Raw genomic sequence first — 17,283 nt, 5'->3', positions numbered from 1 at the left:
CCGGACCGTCCCGCACGTCGACGCCGCCGCCAACGCGGGCCGCGCCGCGCTGCTCGTCGAGGCCCTGACCCGCTGCTCCCCGGCCGTCAGCCGTCCGCCGTGCTCCTGGTCGGCGCCGGCTGCGGAATGCCGCCCTCGGCCACCTTGCGATCGCCCGCCCGCAGCACCCCCGCACCCAGGACCAGCCCGAACGCCAGCACCGTCACCAGGCCGAACGACACGAGCAGTGAGGTCGCCTCCGCCAGCGAACCGATCGCGGACGGGGCGATGAGTCCGGAGGTGTAGGTGATGGTGGCGACACCCGCGATGGCCCGGCTCGGGTTCGTGCCGCTGCGTCCGGCCGCGGCGAACGCCAGCGGCACGACGACCGCCACGCCGAGGCCCAGCAGCCCGAAGCCGCACAGCGCCAGGACCGGCCCGGAGGACAGGATCACGAGCAGTCCGCCGGCCGTGGCCAGGACGCCTCCGACCCGTACGGTCCGCACCGCCCCGAACCGGTCGACGACCTTGTCGCCGGCGATCCGGGCGATGGCCATCATGAGGGCGAACGCCGTGGTCGACGCCGCGGCGAGCCCGGCCGAGCTGTCCATGACGTCCCGGAGGTAGACCGCCGACCAGTCCATGCTGGCCCCCTCGGCGAACACCGCGCAGAATCCCACCGCTCCGATGACCAGCGCCGACTTCGGCGGCAGGGTGAAGCGCGGCGGCGGCTCCTCGTCGGGCTCGCTGCGCAGGTCCAGGACGCCCTGGCAGGCGGCCAGGCCGAGCGCCGTCAGCACCAGGGCGGCCAGGGTGTGGTGCAGCCGGGCATCGGCCCCGATGTGTGCCGCGACCGTGCCCGCCGCCGAGCCGATCAGGGCGCCCACGCTCCACATGCCGTGCAGCCCGGACATGATCGACCTGTCGAGCCGGTTCTCCACCTCGACGCCGAGGGCGTTCATCGCCACGTCCGACATTCCCGCGGTCGCCCCGTACACGAACAGTGCCAGGCAGAGCGTGAGCAGATTCGGGGCCAGGGCCGGCAGGATCAGCGCCAGCGTCCAGAGCGCCAGCAGCCCCCGCAGGGCCGTCCGGGCCCCGAACCGGTGACTGACGCTGCCGGCCAGCGGCATGGCCAGCGAGGCTCCGATGGCGGGGAAGGCGAGTGCGAGACCGAGCTGGCCCGCGCTCACCGAGGCGTGGTCCTGGATCCACGGGACCCGGGTCGCGAAGCTGCCGGTCACCGCCCCGTGCACGGCGAAGACCGCGGCGACCGCGTACCTGGCCCGTCTGACCTGCTCCGTGCCGAAGACCGGGACCACTGGATCCTTTGTCATACGCCGTGCCCTCCCCTGGGAATTGCGGCAGGCCGGTACCCCCGGCGCCTGTCGTGCGGTGCGGGCCGTAAACTATCAGGAACCCTGCCTGATAAATAACCCCATGGCGGCGGACCGTCAGTGATCTGGAAGGATCCCGGCATGCCCGCATCCCCGAGCACCGCCCGGGCCATCAACGACCGGCTCGCCCTGCGACTCCTCCAGCAGGACGGCCCGCTGACGGCCACTCAGCTGAAGACCCTGACCGGCCTGTCCCGCCCCACGGTCGCCGATCTGGTGGACCGCCTGCAGGACGCCGGCCTGGTCCGGGTCGTCGGGGAGAGCGGCTCGGACCGCCGTGGACCCAATGCCCGGCTGTACGGGATCGTCGCCGACCGGGCGCACCTGGCCGCCCTCGACGTACGTACGGACAGCGTCGCCGTGGTCGTCGCGGACCTGCTCGGCGTCACGCTCGCCGAGGGGACGCTGCCGATCGGCAGCGACACCGGCACACGGCCCGCCGTCGAGCGGGCCGTCGCGATGCTGGAGCGCACCGCCCGCACCGCGGGCACGGCCCCGCTGCACAGCGTCGGCATCGGCGCCCCGGGCCTGATCGACCCCGTCACCGGCGAGCTCAGGAACACCGCCGGGCTCCCCGCCTGGCACGGGGGCCTGGTCAGGGAGCTCCAGCAGCGGCTGTCCGCAACCGTCCTCGTCGAGAACGAGACCAACCTCGCCGCCGTCGCGGAACACCGCATCGGAGCCGCCCGGGACCGCGACACCTTCGTGCTGCTCTGGCTCGGCCACGGCATCGGCGCCGCCGTCATGCTCGACGGCAAGCTGCGCCGCGGCGCGTCGGGCGGGGCGGGAGAGATCGGTTTCCTGCCGGTGCCGGGCACCGCCGGGGTCCCCTCGGCGGTCAACTGCGACGGAGGATTCCACTCCCTGGTCGGCTCGGCCGCCGTCTGCGAGCTTGCGGCGCACCACGGCATCAGGGCGTGGGGCCCCTCCGCGGACGGGGCGCACGAGCAGGACCCCGCCGCCGCGTTCGCCGTACGGGCCGCGCTGCGTGCCGACGACGCGGACGGTGACGCCTTCCTCGGGGCGCTCGCCGACCGCCTCGCGATCGGAGCCGCCGCGGTCGTCTCCGTGCTCGACCCCGGCTGCCTCGTCCTGGCGGGCGAGGTCGGCCGCGCCGGCGGCGACGCGCTCGCCGCACGGGTGGAGGAGCGACTGGCACGGATGTCACCGCTCCGTACGGAGGTCAGAGCCGGGACGCTGGGCGGCGGCGCGGTCCTGCGCGGCGCGTTGTTCGCCGCCCGGGAGGCCGCCCAGGACGTCCTCTTCGCCCCTGCGCGGTGACGCTCCGGAGAGCGGCCGGCGGCGCTCTGTGATCTGTTCCACAGAGGGCACCCGTATGGACCAAGCCACACCGTGGCAGAATGAGTTCTGTACCAGCAGCAGCGCACTCCGGGGTCGGTGTAATTCCGAACCGGCGGTTATAGTCCGCGACCCGTCCGCATCCAGCGGCCGGTTGACCAGGTGAGATTCCTGGACCGACGGTGAAAGTCCGGATGGGAGGCAGTGCGCGGCGGGCCGTCACAGGTACGCCGCTGTCGGCGGATGTGTTCCGGGAAGTCCCGGGACGCCCACATCCGTGTCGACGGATTCGGTTTTCGGCGTTCTCCTGTTGCGTTCCGCTTCATCTGTCGTCATCGACAGGCCCCGGAGTCCGTGCCCGAAGAGGCAGGAGGACCCGGTGGCCACCGCAGCCGAAAGAACCGCCATGCGGCGGGCGATCACGCTCGCAGCCCGCGGACTCGGCGCCACCAGCCCGAATCCGGTCGTCGGATGCGTCATTCTCGACGCCTCCGGGGAACAGGCCGGCGAAGGCTTCCACCAGCGCGCCGGAGGGCCGCACGCCGAGATCCACGCCCTGCGCGAGGCCGGCGAGCGGGCCCGTGGCGGCACCGCCCTCGTCACCCTCGAACCCTGTAACCACACCGGACGCACCGGCCCCTGCGCCCAGGCACTCACCGAGGCCGGTGTCCGCCGTGTCGTGTACGCGGTGGGCGACCCGAACCCGCAGGCCACCGGCGGTGCGGACACCCTGCGTGCCGCCGGCGTCGAGGTGGAGGCGGGCCTCCTCCACGACGAGGCGGAGGCCGGCAACACCGCGTGGCTCACCTCGGTCCGCCTCGGCCGCCCGTACGTCCTCTGGAAGTACGCGGCGACCCTCGACGGCCGGATCGCCGCAGCCGACGCCACCAGCCGCTGGATCACCTCCCCCGAGGCCCGCGCCGACGTCCACCGTCTGCGCGCCGAGGCCGACGCCGTGGTGGTCGGCTCCGGTACCGCACGCACCGACGACCCCCAGCTGGGCGTACGCGGCGTCGAGGGCGCCACCCAGCCGCTCCGGGTGGTCGTCGACACCGGTGCCACCGCCGTCCGGCCCGGAGCCCGGGTCCTCGACGGGTCCGCGCCCACCCTGATCGCGGTCGCCGACGACGCCGAGGCGGGCCACCTTCCCGCGGAGGCCGTGCTGCGCCTGCCGCGCGCCGCCGACGGGCCCGGCCTGGACATCGACGCGCTGCTCGCCGCCCTCCACGGCCGGGGCATCCGTTCCGTACTCCTCGAAGGCGGGCCGGTCCTGGCCGGCTCCTTCGTCGCCGCGGGAGCGGTCGACACCGTCGTCGGCTATCTCGCCCCGGTCCTCCTCGGCGCGGGCCCGGCGGCCCTCGCCGACGCCGGAATCTCCACCATCTCCCAGGCGTTGCGCCTCGACGTGACCGAGACCGTCCGTATCGGCCCCGATCTGCGCATCACCGCCGTCCCCGTTCCTGCTCGGAAGGGAAACTGAGTGTTCACCGGAATTGTCGAAGAACTGGGTGAGGTCACAGCCGTCGAGAAGCTCGACGACGCCTCCCGCTTCCGACTTCGCGGCCCCGTCGTGACCGAGGGCGCCAAACACGGCGACTCCATCGCCGTCAACGGCGTCTGCCTCACCGTCGTGGACCTCGGGGAGAACGAGTTCACCGCCGACGTCATGGCCGAGACGCTGGACCGGTCCAGCCTCGGCGCGCTGACGGCCGGCTCCCGGGTCAACCTGGAGCGCCCCATGGCCCTCGGCGGCCGCCTCGGCGGCCACATCGTCCAGGGACACGTGGACGGCACGGGCCGCATCGTCGAGCGCAAGATCTCCGAGAACTGGGAGATCGTCAAGATCTCCCTGCCCGCCGGTCTGACCCGCTACGTGGTGGAGAAGGGCTCGATCACCGTCGACGGCGTGAGCCTGACCGTCGTCGACGCGGGCCCCGACTACTTCACCATCAGCCTCATCCCCACCACCCTCGCGCTGACCACGCTCGGCATCAAGGAGCCCGGCGACCCGGTCAACCTCGAGGTGGACGTCCTCGCGAAGTACGTCGAACGCCTGCTCGGCCACGGCGCCGCGCCGGCATCCGGGGAGCCGGTCGCATGAACGCCCTGGACTGGCTGAACTCGGAGGCGTTCAGCGCCTTCGGGCAGCACATCATCTGGTCGGACATGATCGGCAACACGATCGGTCTGATCGCCCTGGCCCTCGGCTGGCTCCGTTCGGTCTGGACCTGGCCCGCCCAGCTCCTGTCCGGCGTCGTCCTGGTCGCCGCCAACGTCTCCGTGCAGCAGGCGGGCAGCGTCGGCAAGCAGCTGATCGTCATCGCCGTCGCCGTCTGGGGCTGGCAGCAGTGGACCCGCGGCAGGCAGCAGGCGCAGGACGGGTCCATCGCCGTGCGCTTCGCCACCTGGCGCGAGCGCGGCTACCTGGTCGGCGGCGCCGCGCTGGGCACGCTCGCGGTCGGCGGGCTGTTCACGGCCTTCCCGTCGCTCTCCTGGAGCCCGTGGGCGGACGCCTACATCTTCGCCGGCACCCTCGTGGCGATGATCGCCCAGGCGCGCGGCATGGTCGAGTTCTGGTTCGCCTGGCTGCTCGTCGACCTCGTCGGCGTACCGCTCAACTTCCACAGCGGACTCGCCTTCTCCGGTCTCATCTACGTCGTCTACGGCGCCCTCGTCCTGTGGGGCATGCGCGACTGGTGGCTGCGTACGCGGACACCAGCTCTGGAAGGAGCCACGGCATGACTGCCCAGCCCACCTGGTTGCACGACCGCACCATCGAGGACCTCTCGCTCGACCCCGTCGAACAGGCGATCCGCGACATCGCCGCCGGACGGCCCGTCGTGGTCGTCGACGACGAGGACCGGGAGAACGAGGGCGACCTCGTCATCGCCGCCGAGAAGGCGACCCCCGAGATCATCGCCTTCATGATGAGCGAGTGCCGCGGTCTGATCTGCGCGCCCATGGAGGACGACGAGCTGGAACGCCTCGAACTCCCGCAGATGGTCACGCACAACACCGAGTCGATGAAGACCGCCTTCACCGTCTCCGTCGACGCCTCCGCCGAGCACGGGGTGACCACCGGGATCTCCGCGGCCGACCGCGCCACCACGCTCAGGATGCTGGCAGGCGGCAAGGCGGGCCCCGGCGACTTCGTGCGCCCCGGCCACATCTTCCCGCTCCGCGCCCGCTCCGGCGGCGTCCTCGTCCGCAACGGCCACACCGAGGCCGCCGTCGACCTGGCCAGGCTCGCCGGGCTGCGTCCCGCCGGAGCCATCGTGGAGATCGCGGGTGAGGACGGCGTGATGCTGCGGCTGCCCGAGCTCGTCCCGTTCGCCCGCAAGCACGGCCTCACGATCATCTCCATCGAGGACCTGATCGCCTACCGCCGCAGCGCCGAGCCCACCGTGCGCCGCGAGGCCGAGGTCCGGCTGCCCACCAGCTTCGGCCCGTTCACCGCGTACGGCTACCGCTCCGTCGCCGACGGCGTCGAGCACGTCGCACTCGTCCACGGTGACATCGGTGACGGCCAGGACGTCCTCGTCCGGGTCCATTCCGAATGCCTGACCGGTGACATCTTCCAGTCCCAGCGCTGCGACTGCGGGCCCCAGCTGCACACCTCCATGGAGCGCATCACGGCCGAGGGCCGCGGGGTCGTCGTCTACCTGCGCGGCCACGAGGGCCGGGGCATCGGACTGCTGTCCAAGCTGCGCGCGTACGAACTCCAGGAGCGCGGCTCCGACACCCTCGACGCCAATCTGGAACTGGGGCTGCCGGCCGACGCCCGGGACTACGCGGCGGGCGCCCAGATCCTGAGCGACCTCGGCGTGCGCACCCTGCGTCTGATGACCAACAACCCGGACAAGACCGCCGCGCTCGTGCGGTACGGGCTCGAGATCACCGGGCGTGAGCCCATGCCCGTCCAGGCCGGTGAGCACAACCTGCGGTACCTGCGCACCAAGCGGGACCGGATGGGGCACGACCTGCCCTGGCTCGACGCCGCCGCGTCGGCCTGCGGCAACCAGTAAGCCGCGCCGGCCCGCGGCAACAAGTAAGCACCGACGAACACACAGGAGAGACATGAGCGGCAAGGGCGCACCCGAACTGTCCGTACGCAACTGCGGAGACCTGCGGGTGGCGGTGATCGCGGCCCAGTGGCACGAGAAGGTCATGGACGGACTCGTCGACGGGGCCCTGCGCGCCCTGCACGACCTCGGGATCGACGAGCCGACGCTGCTCCGGGTCCCCGGCAGCTTCGAGCTCCCGGTCGTGGCCAAGGTGCTCGCCGGCCGCGGCTACGACGCGATCGTCGCGCTCGGAGTGATCATCCGCGGGGGCACCCCGCACTTCGAATACGTGTCCCAGGGCGTCACCAACGGCCTCACCCAGGTCACGGTCGACACCGGAGTCCCCGTCGGCTTCGGGGTGCTCACCTGTGACAACGAGGAGCAGGCACTGGACCGGGCCGGACTCGAGGGCTCCAACGAGGACAAGGGGCACGAAGCGGTCACCGCCGCCGTAGCCACCGCCGCCACACTGCGCACCGTCAGCGAACCCTGGCGCTGAGCAGCGCTCCGGGACCCCGTATTCTAAGGACCATCATGGCCAACAAAACCTTCGAAGAACTCTTCGCCGAGCTGCAGCTCAAGGCCGCCGACGGCGACCCCTCCACCTCCCGCACCGCCGAGCTGGTGGACAAGGGTGTGCATGCCATCGGCAAGAAGGTCGTCGAGGAGGCCGCGGAGGTCTGGATGGCCGCCGAATACGAGGGCAAGGAAGCCGCCGCCGAGGAGATCTCGCAGCTGCTCTACCACGTCCAGGTGATGATGGTCGCCCGCGGGATCTCCCTCGACGACGTCTACGCCCACCTCTGAGCACACCCCCGCACGTCCCGGAACTCCCTCCGCACAAAGGAAACCTGACCTCATGCTGCGCATCGCCGTCCCCAACAAGGGTGCAATCTCCGGGCCTGCGATGGCGATGCTCCATGAGGCGGGCTACCGGCAGCGCAAGGAGTCGAAGGAACTGGTCCTCGTCGACCCCACGAACGAGGTCGAGTTCTTCTACCTGAGGCCGCGCGACATCGCGATCTACGTCAGCTCCGGCCGCCTGGACATCGGCATCACCGGCCGTGACCTGCTGCTGGACTCCGGGGCCGAGGCCGAGGAGATCCTCCAGCTCGGCTTCGCGCGCTCCACCTTCCGTTATGCCACCAAGCCCGGCACGGCCACCGGCCCCAAGGACTTCGACGGCATGACGATCGCCACGTCCTACGAGGGCATCGTGGCGAAGCACCTCGCCGAAGAGGGCGTCAAGGCCTCCGTCGTCCACCTCGACGGCGCCGTCGAGACGGCCATCGAGCTCGGGGTCGCGCAGATCATCGCCGATGTCGTCGAGACCGGCACCAGCCTGCGCAACGCGGGCCTCGAGGTCATCGGTGAGCCGATCATGTCCTCGGAAGCCGTCGTGATCCGCCGCAAGGGCGCCGACGCCGAGGACCCCAAGGTGCAGCAGTTCCTGCGCCGTCTGCAGGGCGTCCTGGTGGCCCGCAGCTACGTGATGATGGACTACGACTGCCGCGTCGAGCACCTGGAGCGCGCCGTCGCCCTCACCCCGGGGCTGGAGTCGCCGACCATCTCTCCGCTGCACCACGAGGGCTGGGTCGCCGTCCGCTCCATGGTCGCGGCCAAGGAGGCCCAGCGGATCATGGACGACCTGTACGAGCTGGGCGCGCGCGCCATCCTCACGACGGCCATCCACGCCTGCCGCCTCTGACGGCCGGACCACAGCACACCTAAGGACGACAGAGCCGCCATGTCCGCCCCCGCACCCCGGCCGCCCGAACTCCCCGCCCTTCCGGCCACCTTCAGGCCCACCCTCACCCGGGTGGTCCTGCTGGCCGTGGGGGCGGCGATGTTCGTCGTCATCACCGCGGTCGCGCTGATACTGGAGAACCTCAGCCCGGGGGAGCGGACCAGCTTCGTCTTCGTCGCCCTGCTCTTCTTCGGCGTCCTCGCCCTGCTCAGCCGGCCCCGCATCACGGCCGACGACGCAGGGGTGACGGTCGTCAACATCACCCGTACCCGCCGACTGGCCTGGGCCGAGATCCTCCGCGTCAATCTGCGCGCCGGCGACCCGTGGGTCTTCCTCGACCTCAGCGACGGCACCAGCATGCCCGCGCTCGGCATCCAGCCCGGAATCGCCAGGGCGCGGGCCATCAGTGACGCCCGCGCTCTCCGCGCTCTCGTCGAATTCCACGGCAGCGGAGTGAACAACGCCACGGAGAACGGCTGAGCCCCCTGCCCCGTACGGCCCGATCCCGATTATTCTGGGACCGGTGGCGCACCGGGTGCGTCCCGCCCCGCACCAGAAGGCCTCCGAGGCCCGCGGGGCACATTCCTGCGACCCAAGGAGTGACTCCCTCCAGCAATGGACGGATCGTCCGGTAGTACCTGCGCCGCCCTCTCTCCGGAGGCGGCGGCATGACCACCCCCCTGTTGCTGCTCATCGCGGCATTCCTTCTCATCCTCGCCAACGGGTTCTTCGTGGCAGCCGAATTCGGGCTCGTCACGGTGGAACGGCCGGACGCCGAACGCGCCGCCGCCGAAGGCGACCGCCGGGCCCGTACCGTCGTCGCCGCCCTGCGTGAACTCTCCTTCCAGCTCTCCGGCACCCAGCTCGGCATCACCATCACCTCGCTGGTCGTCGGCATGCTCGCCGAACCGGCACTCGCCCAGCTGCTCGCCGGACCGCTCACCGCCACCGGACTGCCCCGAGGGGCCGTTCCCGGGGTGAGCGTCGTGATCGGCATGCTGTTCGCCTCCGCCGTCCAGATGGTGATCGGCGAGCTCGTACCGAAGAACTGGGCGGTCTCCCGGCCGCTCCAGGTCGCCCGGTTCGTCGCCGGGCCCCAGCACCGCTTCTCCACCCTCCTGCGACCGGTGATCACCGCCCTGAACGCCGTCGCCAACCGGCTGGTCCGGCTGCTGGGCGTCGAACCCACCGAGGAACTCGCCTCCGCCAGGACCCCGGGTGAGCTCGTCTCCCTGGCCCGGCACTCCGCCGAGGCGGGCACCCTGGAGCAGGACACCGCCGATCTCTTCGTGCGGACCCTGTCCCTCGCCGGCCTCACCGCCCAGCACGTCATGACCCCGCGGGTGAAGGTCAGCGCGCTGCAGGCGTCGGCGACCGCGGCGGACGTCCTCAACCTCACCCGGGCCACCGGCCTGTCCCGCTTTCCGGTCTACCGGGACCGTATCGACGAGGTGGTCGGCATGGTCCACCTCAAGAACGCCCTGGCCGTCCCCTCCCAGGACCGGCTGCGCACCCCGGTGAGCCGGATCGCCGTGGCTCCGCTCCTGGTGCCGGAGAGCCTGCCCGTCGAACAGCTGCTCCAGCGGTTGCGCAGCGAGCAGCCGATAGCCGTCGTGGTCGACGAGTACGGCGGCACCGCCGGTGTCGTCACCCTCGAGGACATCATCGAGGAGCTCGTCGGCGAGGTCAGGGACGAGCACGACGCCGAGGGCGCCGACCGTCCCGAGCTGACGTCCGTCGTCGCCGACGACGGACGGGCCGGCTGGGACGTCGAAGGCAGTACCCGGGTGCTGACCCTGCGGAGGATAGGCCTCGACGTACCCGAAGGGCCGTACGAGACCGTTGCGGGGCTGGTCGCCGATCTGCTGGGGCGCATCCCCGCACCCGGTGACCGGGCCGAGCTGCCCGGCTGGCGGATCTCCGTCCGTCAGGTCGGCCACTACCGTGCCGAGCAGGTCCGCTTCGTCAGTCTGACCGACATACCGGCCACCCCGGCGGAACGGCCCAAGCGGCCCGAGCGGCCTGAGCGGCTCACCCAGGACCTGCTGGAGGCCGTGCGATGAGCCTCGTACAGCTGGCTTTCGCCGGTCTCCTCGTGCTGGCGAACGGCTTCTTCGTCGGCGCCGAATTCGCGCTCGTCTCCGTACGGCGCAGCCAGGTCGAACCCCTCGCGGCAAGCGGGTCGAGCCGGGCCAGACAGGTCCTGTACGGCCTGGAGAACCTGCCGCAGATGATGGCCGCCGCACAGTTCGGCATCACCATCTGCTCCCTCACGCTCGGCGCCGTCGCCGAGCCGACCGTCGCCCATCTCCTGGAGCCGGTCTTCCACGCGGCGCACGTGCCCGAAGGGCTCGTCCACCCGCTCGGCTTCGCGGTCGCCCTGGTCTCCGTGGTCTTCCTCCATCTCGTCATCGGCGAAATGGTCCCGAAGAACCTGGCGATGGCCGCCCCCGAGAAGACCGCGATGTGGCTCAGCCCCGGCCTGGTCGGCTTCGCCCGCCTCTGCCGGCCCGTCACCGCAGCGCTCGGGGCCTGCGCCAGGCTCGTGCTGCGGCTCTTCAAGGTCGAGCCGAAGGACGAGGTCGAGGCCGTCTTCACCAGTGAGCAGCTCAACCGTCTGGTGGAGGACGCGGGCATGGCCGGTCTGCTGGAACCGGAGGCGCAGGAACGCCTCGGGGACGCCCTCGAGCTGGGCAGCAGGCCCGTCACCGATGTGCTGCTGGACCGGGCGTCCCTGGTGACGGTGGATCCCTCCGTCACTCCGCGCCGCATCGAGGAGCTGACCGTACGGACCGGCTACTCACGTTTCCCCGTCTGCGCGGAGGGCGGCGGGTTCATGGGCTATCTGCACGTCAAGGACGTCCTGGAGCTGGAGGACGGCGAGCGGGCCGTCCCGCAGCAGATCTGGCGCCCGATGGCCACCGTTCGGGCCGAACTCCCTCTGGACGACGCCCTGACGGTCATGCGTCGCGCTGCCACGCATCTCGCCCAGGTCGCCGACGCGTCCGGCAAGGTGCTCGGCCTGGTCGCCATGGAGGACGTCCTGGAGATGCTCGTGGGCGAGGTCCGCGACCCCGCCCACCGCGTCTCGGTGCCCCGCCGCACGGTGGACGTGCCGAAGGCCATGGCTCCCCTGGGGTGACTCCCGCGGGCTGATTCCCTCCGCCGCCGGGCGGTCCCTCTGGGGCCGTCCGGCGGCTGTTTCACAGGGCCCCGGGCTCCTGCTTCCCCCGGTTCACGGGGCCTCGCCCGGACAGCACCTCGCCGTACGCCTGCATCAGGTCCGGGAGCCGCAGGGTGGCCAGATCGTCCCGGGTCGGCGCGGCGGCGTAGCCGGACAGCCGCAGATCACGGTAGGCGCAGCTCTTCTCGTACAGGGTGCGCAGGAAACGGCCGTTGCCCAGCTCGTCGATCCAGCCCTGGTCGACCACGTGCCCGCTGATGCTGCGCAGCTCGTCGAGGGACTCCTCGTCCCACACGTCGCCGTTGTCGCCGGCCAGCACCCCGCCGATCGCGGTGAGTTCGAGGGGGCGGTAGCTCGGGAAGTCGACCCGCGTGGTGAAGCGTGAGGACAGCCCCGGGTTGGTGGAGAGCAGCCGGTCCATGCCCTCCGGATAGCCGGCGAGGATGACGACCAGGTGGTCCCTGTTGTCCTCCGCCCGCTTGAGGAGGACCTGCAGGGCCTCGTCGCCGTACGCGTCGCCCTTGCTGTAACCGGAGTTGGAGAGGCTGTACGCCTCGTCCACGAACAGCACCCCACCGAGCGCCGAATCGATCAGCTCGTTGGCCTTCACGGCGGTCTGCCCGAGGAACTCGCCCACCAGGTCGGACCGTTGGGCCTCCACCAGATGGTCGCCGCCGAGGAGCCCGAGTGCGTAGAACACCCGGCCCAGGATCCGGGCGACCGTGGTCTTGCCCGTTCCGGACGGGCCGGAGAAGACGAAGTGGCGCTTCGGCGGTTGCACGGGCAGCCCCTGCTCCGCACGCAGACGTGCCATGTTCAGCTGCGCGGAAAGGGCCTTGACCTGCCGCTTCACCGGTTCGAGTCCGACCATGCGCTCGAGCTCCGCCAAGGCCTCCGCGAGCATCGCCGGATCACTCGGTCCCGCGGGGAAGACGGCTGCCCGCGGAGCCCCCGGCTTCACCCGTGCCCCGTCCCCGCCGGGGCCGGACGGTGGTGCCACCGTCCCGGGCAGGACCTGCGGGTCACCGCCGAGCCAGGGCTCCCTGCCGTCCACCAGATCGGTGTCGAGCGCTGTGTCCCCGTCCGTCCGGGCCTCCACACCCGTGCCGTCCGCACCGAAGCCGGCCAGCGAGACCGCGGCGAGATCGACGGCCTCGTCGTAACCGTCTCCCTCGGAGATCGCCGCGAGTCTGGCCGAGGTGTCCATGAAAGCCGGGTCCACGCGGTGCACGGCCCGGTACAGGGGCAGGGCCGCAGCACTGCGGCCGGTGCCCTCGTGGGCCCGCGCCAGCCAGTAGCGCAGTTCCTTGCGCTGCGGCTGCTCACTGCGGCAGCGCATCAGCGCGGCGGACAGGAGAGGCTCCGCCTGCCCGTACATCTCCAGACGCACCCGGGCCATGCCACCGAAGAGCCCCGCCTCGATGCCGAGCAGCGGATCATCGATGAGCTGCTCCGTGGTGCGTACGAGCTGCTCCCAGTCCTTGACCAGATAGGAGCGGCAGGCGTGCAGGAAGCGCACCTGGGCATCGGTGTCCACGGGCGGCAGGCCGGCCAACGCCCGGTCCAGCTCGGATACATGGCGGCCGTCGAGCCAGTGCGAGGCGTGCGCGAGGAGCAGATCGCGCGGGCTCTCCAGCACCGGCTGCACCCACCAGCCCAGCCAGTACCACGAGTTGAGTGTGCGGCGGTGGCGGGCGCGCTGCTCGCCGAAGCGGTCGCGATGGCGGTGCATGCGTAACAGTGCCGTTGTGGTGTCGATCCGCAGCGCGTGCAGGCCCAGCCAGCCGTCCGCCATGCCGGGATCGAGGCGCACCGCGGTTCTGAACTCCTCCTCGGCCTGCGGGTACGCGCCCATGGTGTAGGCGTCCACCCCGCGCAGCCAGGCAAGGTCGGCCGGGGCCTGCGTGCCCGGCGTGCCGATGTCCATCAGGTCCCCCACAAACCGTGCCCCCAGAATGTCCCGCCCGCACAGCATGCCCAGTGCGGCGCACCTAATCACCGCGCCGGGGACGGGAATTGACCACACCGAGACGCATCGTACCTGCACAGGGAGTGAGCGGTTAAGTACGTTACCGGCGCTTCGGGGGCGGTGACCGAGGGTGAGTGGAAGCCTCGGCCCGGTGGGGCCGGGAGGGCAGAACGAAGCCCCCGATCACGGGGGAACAACCGGGGGCTTCGCGTCTGCGGGGGCTCCGAAAAGCCGCACATTGAGAACGTAAGACCTGTACGGCCCCTCGGTCAAGCCGAGTTGGAGCGCCTCCGGAGCTTTTTCCTACCGCCCGGTATGGCGGCCCTCAGTCTTCACTGTCCGTGACGATTCGACTCGCCCCCGCTGTCGGGCGGGGCCCTTCCAGCCACCTGTATCCCGTGGGCACCCTCCGTATCACCGCATCCGCGAAGGGGCGCGAGGGATCGTCGGTGAAATGCCGCTGCTCCGCGACGGTCCAGCCGTCCCAGAACTCAGAGAGCTCAGGGCCGTCGCGTAGTCTGCCCCGCTCCCAGGACGTCGCGCTGTCCCCCTCGATCCACAGCAGCCCCGCGAGAAACGGCCGCACCGCCGCGCGGCCCGCGCCCACCCCCTCGATCAGCGTCACGGGGGCGGGATCCAGCGTCCTCGGCTGCCCGAAGCGACGGGCCGTCCAGTCGTACGGGGCGTACCGCGCGGGCTCTCCCCGCGAGAGCGGATCCAGGACCTGCGCGCGAAGCCTGTCCGTCCAGGAGAAGAGCTCCTCATGAGTGGCCAGGTCGTCCAGGCGCAGCACGGGGGCGTCGCCGAGTGCTGTGGCCAGGCGGTCGGCGAACGTGCTCTTGCCGGACCCCGCGTGGCCGTCGACCGCGATCAGCCGCACCGGTCCGCAGGAAGGGGGCAGAGTGCGCAGCCGGCGCGCGTGGTCCGCCAGGTCGTTCATGGCTCCACCCTACGAGACCCTGCGGGCAGGCCCCCGGCCCCGCGCAGGTCACGCCAGTGGACCAGACCAATATTGCTGCTGCGGCACGGGCCGAATCACTGGCCGGATCCGGCCCCGACCCGCAATAGTTGGCGCACCGATCGGCACCCGCAGCCCCAATCCGCTCAACGACCGGGGGTCTCGCCCATGACCAGACCGACTTCACGCAGGACCGTGCTCACCGCCGCGCTCGCGGCAGCGGCCGGGGCCGGCGCCGTGGCCTCCGCCGGCCCGGCGAGTGCCGGCCCTTCCCTCACCTCCTCATCCCCGGCGGCAGCCTCGCTCGTGGACAACCGTTTCTGGACCACGTACACCGACTGGCGCTGCGGCTCCTCGGCCGGGACCCGCGCCGTCGCCGGCCGCCGGCCCGGACTGGTGATCTCCACCCCCGCCGGAAGCACCGACTACACCGACCCGCACACCGGCACGACCAGCACCTGGGAGTACGCGACCTGGACCTCCCCGGTCCACCGCTCGGCCGTGCCCGCCACCGAGGTGATCGCCTCCTGGAACGCCGACACCCCGCAGGGCACCTGGATCCAGATCGAACTGCGCGGCAGCTACTCGGACGGGACGGAAACGCCCTGGTACGTGATGGGCCGCTGGGCCGCCCGTGACACCGACATCCGCCGCACCTCCGTGGACGACCAGACCGACGGCAGGAGCACGGTCTGGACCGACACCTTCTCCCTGGACGACGCGGCGAGCGGGCTGCGCCTGGTGTCGTACCGCCTGAAGCTCACCCTCCACCGCACCCCCGGCACCCGCCTCACGCCCACGGTGCACCGGGTCGGAGCCATGGCCTCGGACGTCCCCGACCGCTTCACCGTCCCCGCCACCGCACCCGGCGCCGCCCGGGAACTGGCGGTGCCCCGCTACTCGCAGAACGTCCATGTGGGGGAGTACCCGGAATACGACAACGGGGGCGAGGCCTGGTGCAGCCCCACCTCCTCGCAGATGATCATCGAGTACTGGGGCCGCACGCCCACCCCCGAGGACCTGGCCTGGGTCAAGCCGGGTCTGGCCGACCCGCAGGTCTGCCACGCGGCCCGCTACACCTTCGACTACCAGTACGACGGCTGCGGCAACTGGCCCTTCAACGCCGCCTACGCCGCGACGTACAGGGACATGAACGCAGCGGTCACCCGGCTCGGATCACTGACCGATCTGGAGCAGCTGATCGCCGCCGGCATCCCGGTCATAACGTCACAGTCGTTCCTCAAGGGCGAGCTGACGGGCGCGGGTTACGGGACGTCAGGTCACCTGATGACGGTCGTCGGCTTCACGGCCGACGGCGATGTGATCGCCAACGACCCGGCGTCGTCGTCCAACGACGCGGTGCGCCGCGTCTACCAGCGGCGTGAGTGGGAGAACATCTGGCTCCGCACGAAGCGCTACGACGCGAACGGAGCGGTCAGGAGCGGCACGGGCGGGGTCTGCTACGTCTACTGGCCGGTCGTGCCGACATCACGTCAGCGCCGCGTACTTCGGTCGCTCGGCCTGACCTGACCGTGTGAGGCCCTGCGGCCGCCTCGACGACCTGACGGCAGCGTGCCCGGCCGTCGTGGGAGAGGTGGCCGTAGGGGTCCACCGTGACCTTGACCGAGCGATGTCCCGGCCATCGGGAGACTTCACGGTCGGACAGCCGGCAAAAGGACGGCGTGAGGATTCGGGGCCCCGGCGCCTGGAACCGGTGGGGCGCCAGGCACACTCGGCGTGTTGTAGTTCGCTCAGCAGAGGATGACGCACGCATGATCACGCTCAGCAAGGAAGACGGACCGGCAGACCTGGACGGAGTCACCCACCTGTCCATCGGCGTGTCCTGGGACCCTACGGCCGGTAGCAGCGGAGGGGTCATGGGTGTGCTCCGTCGCAAGACCGGCACCGACCTCGACCTGATAGCCATTGCCATGCAGGGCGCGGACCCGGTGCGTATGGCGGGCCTGGACTCGCTGGACCCCATGGGCAACGGCTCCCTCGTGCACAGCGGCGACAACCAGACCGGGCGCGGCGACGGCGACGACGAAACCGTCACGGTCGAGTTCGCACGCATCCCCGCCAACATCACATCGATCGTGTTCGTCGCCGCCGCCTTCAAGAAGGGCAGTTCCTTCCAGAAAGCCCGCAACATCAGCTTCAAGGTCTACGACGCGACCGGCGGCACCACCCAGCAGGTAGCCGACATCTGGCCCAGCCTGCTGACCCAGGACAACGGCTGCGCCGTGGCGAAGGCCGTTCGGGTCGGCGGCGCCTGGAAACTCGAAGTGATCAACGTGACGGGGAAGGTCAAGCAGGGTGACGAGCACGCCCTGATGCGCTTCGCGATCAGTAAGTAGGCCTCTCGCCCGCCAGGGCCCTCGGCCGGGGGCGCGTCGTTCTCGCGACGGGGCATGGGCGGGTGTGTTTTGCCGTGAACTGAAGCCTCTCGAACGGCACTTCATGCGACCGTCCCGCCCCGGAAGAGGTCGGGCCGGCGCACTGACACCAGGCTTGTACAGCTCGGTTCGAAGATGTCGATCGCGGTTGAGTGCTGTCAGGCAGCGACCTAAGATTTCGGCATGCCATCTACCGGCGTCGCTGTGGACCGGCATCCGAGTGAGGTGCGGCCGCCGGCCGGATGCCCGGGGCGGATCGAGTGATCACAGGGTCGTCGTGGTGGTGGGCG

The 17,283-nt window shown here is 71.1% G+C and carries 16 protein-coding genes and 1 riboswitch; of the genes, 13 read left to right on the top strand and 3 right to left on the bottom strand.

Annotated features, from left to right (window positions below):
• Positions 1–86: 86 nt before the first annotated feature.
• Positions 87–1,316 (bottom strand): MFS transporter, encoded by a 1,230-nt coding sequence (locus ACFWFI_RS09565; RefSeq protein ID WP_387387481.1) that lies wholly within the window; start codon positions 1,314–1,316, stop codon positions 87–89.
• Positions 1,317–1,457: 141 nt separating this feature from the next.
• Between ACFWFI_RS09565 and ACFWFI_RS09560 the strand changes: the two genes are divergently transcribed.
• The 11 genes from ACFWFI_RS09560 to ACFWFI_RS09510 all read left to right on the top strand — a co-directional run bounded on the left by ACFWFI_RS09560 (position 1,458) and on the right by ACFWFI_RS09510 (position 11,628).
• A complete protein-coding gene (locus tag ACFWFI_RS09560) occupies positions 1,458–2,657 on the top strand; it encodes an ROK family transcriptional regulator (protein WP_387387479.1) in 1,200 nt (399 codons plus the stop codon).
• 99 nt (positions 2,658–2,756) lie between these two features.
• Positions 2,757–2,887: riboswitch (FMN riboswitch) on the top strand.
• Positions 2,888–3,054: 167 nt separating this feature from the next.
• Positions 3,055–4,155, top strand: coding sequence for a bifunctional diaminohydroxyphosphoribosylaminopyrimidine deaminase/5-amino-6-(5-phosphoribosylamino)uracil reductase RibD (gene ribD / locus ACFWFI_RS09555; RefSeq protein ID WP_387387477.1), 1,101 nt, complete (start codon positions 3,055–3,057; stop codon positions 4,153–4,155).
• Positions 4,156–4,776 (top strand): riboflavin synthase, encoded by a 621-nt coding sequence (locus ACFWFI_RS09550; protein WP_387387476.1) that lies wholly within the window; start codon positions 4,156–4,158, stop codon positions 4,774–4,776.
• Positions 4,773–5,417, top strand: a complete 645-nt coding sequence (locus tag ACFWFI_RS09545; RefSeq protein WP_387387475.1) for a nicotinamide mononucleotide transporter family protein — start codon at positions 4,773–4,775, stop codon at positions 5,415–5,417. The genes ACFWFI_RS09550 and ACFWFI_RS09545 overlap by 4 nt, the downstream gene beginning before the upstream one ends.
• Positions 5,414–6,700, top strand: a complete 1,287-nt coding sequence (locus tag ACFWFI_RS09540) for a bifunctional 3,4-dihydroxy-2-butanone-4-phosphate synthase/GTP cyclohydrolase II (protein WP_387387473.1) — start codon at positions 5,414–5,416, stop codon at positions 6,698–6,700. Before ACFWFI_RS09545 ends, ACFWFI_RS09540 begins: the two co-directional genes overlap by 4 nt.
• 52 nt (positions 6,701–6,752) lie before the next feature.
• A complete protein-coding gene (gene ribH / locus ACFWFI_RS09535; RefSeq protein WP_073751806.1) occupies positions 6,753–7,238 on the top strand; it encodes a 6,7-dimethyl-8-ribityllumazine synthase in 486 nt (161 codons plus the stop codon).
• A 35-nt stretch (positions 7,239–7,273) separates the two neighbouring features.
• Positions 7,274–7,546, top strand: a complete 273-nt coding sequence (locus tag ACFWFI_RS09530) for a phosphoribosyl-ATP diphosphatase (RefSeq protein WP_031097852.1) — start codon at positions 7,274–7,276, stop codon at positions 7,544–7,546.
• Between the two features lie 52 nt (positions 7,547–7,598).
• Positions 7,599–8,447 (top strand): ATP phosphoribosyltransferase, encoded by an 849-nt coding sequence (hisG, locus tag ACFWFI_RS09525; protein WP_387387471.1) that lies wholly within the window; start codon positions 7,599–7,601, stop codon positions 8,445–8,447.
• Between the two features lie 39 nt (positions 8,448–8,486).
• Positions 8,487–8,966: a PH domain-containing protein gene (locus tag ACFWFI_RS09520; RefSeq protein WP_387387469.1), complete on the top strand. Its 480-nt coding sequence runs from the start codon at positions 8,487–8,489 to the stop codon at positions 8,964–8,966.
• A 188-nt stretch (positions 8,967–9,154) separates the two neighbouring features.
• The gene (locus ACFWFI_RS09515; protein ID WP_387387468.1) at positions 9,155–10,549 is read left to right on the top strand and encodes a hemolysin family protein; all 1,395 of its coding nucleotides are present in this window, start codon (positions 9,155–9,157) and stop codon (positions 10,547–10,549) included.
• Positions 10,546–11,628 carry a hemolysin family protein gene (locus ACFWFI_RS09510; RefSeq protein WP_387387466.1) on the top strand — a complete coding sequence of 361 codons (1,083 nt, stop codon included), beginning with the start codon at positions 10,546–10,548 and terminating at the stop codon, positions 11,626–11,628. Before ACFWFI_RS09515 ends, ACFWFI_RS09510 begins: the two co-directional genes overlap by 4 nt.
• A 61-nt stretch (positions 11,629–11,689) precedes the next feature.
• Here ACFWFI_RS09510 and ACFWFI_RS09505 read toward each other — a convergent pair whose 3' ends face one another.
• Together ACFWFI_RS09505 and ACFWFI_RS09500 are read right to left on the bottom strand one after the other, a co-directional pair.
• Positions 11,690–13,597 carry an AAA family ATPase gene (locus ACFWFI_RS09505; RefSeq protein ID WP_387387465.1) on the bottom strand — a complete coding sequence of 636 codons (1,908 nt, stop codon included), beginning with the start codon at positions 13,595–13,597 and terminating at the stop codon, positions 11,690–11,692.
• Between the two features lie 367 nt (positions 13,598–13,964).
• The gene (locus ACFWFI_RS09500) at positions 13,965–14,579 is read right to left on the bottom strand and encodes a uridine kinase family protein (protein ID WP_387387464.1); all 615 of its coding nucleotides are present in this window, start codon (positions 14,577–14,579) and stop codon (positions 13,965–13,967) included.
• Positions 14,580–14,765: 186 nt separating this feature from the next.
• Between ACFWFI_RS09500 and ACFWFI_RS09495 the strand changes: the two genes are divergently transcribed.
• Positions 14,766–16,127 carry a peptidase C39 family protein gene (locus ACFWFI_RS09495; RefSeq protein WP_387387462.1) on the top strand — a complete coding sequence of 454 codons (1,362 nt, stop codon included), beginning with the start codon at positions 14,766–14,768 and terminating at the stop codon, positions 16,125–16,127.
• 242 nt (positions 16,128–16,369) lie between these two features.
• A complete protein-coding gene (locus ACFWFI_RS09490) occupies positions 16,370–16,954 on the top strand; it encodes a TerD family protein (RefSeq protein ID WP_387387461.1) in 585 nt (194 codons plus the stop codon).
• Positions 16,955–17,283 lie beyond the last annotated feature (329 nt).

This window comes from Streptomyces sp. NPDC060209 (assembly GCF_042728155.1).
Classification (GTDB): Bacteria; Actinomycetota; Actinomycetes; order Streptomycetales; family Streptomycetaceae; genus Streptomyces.
The sequence above is the reverse complement of the archived record's forward strand: the minus strand, read 5'-3'. Positions and strand labels throughout refer to the sequence as shown.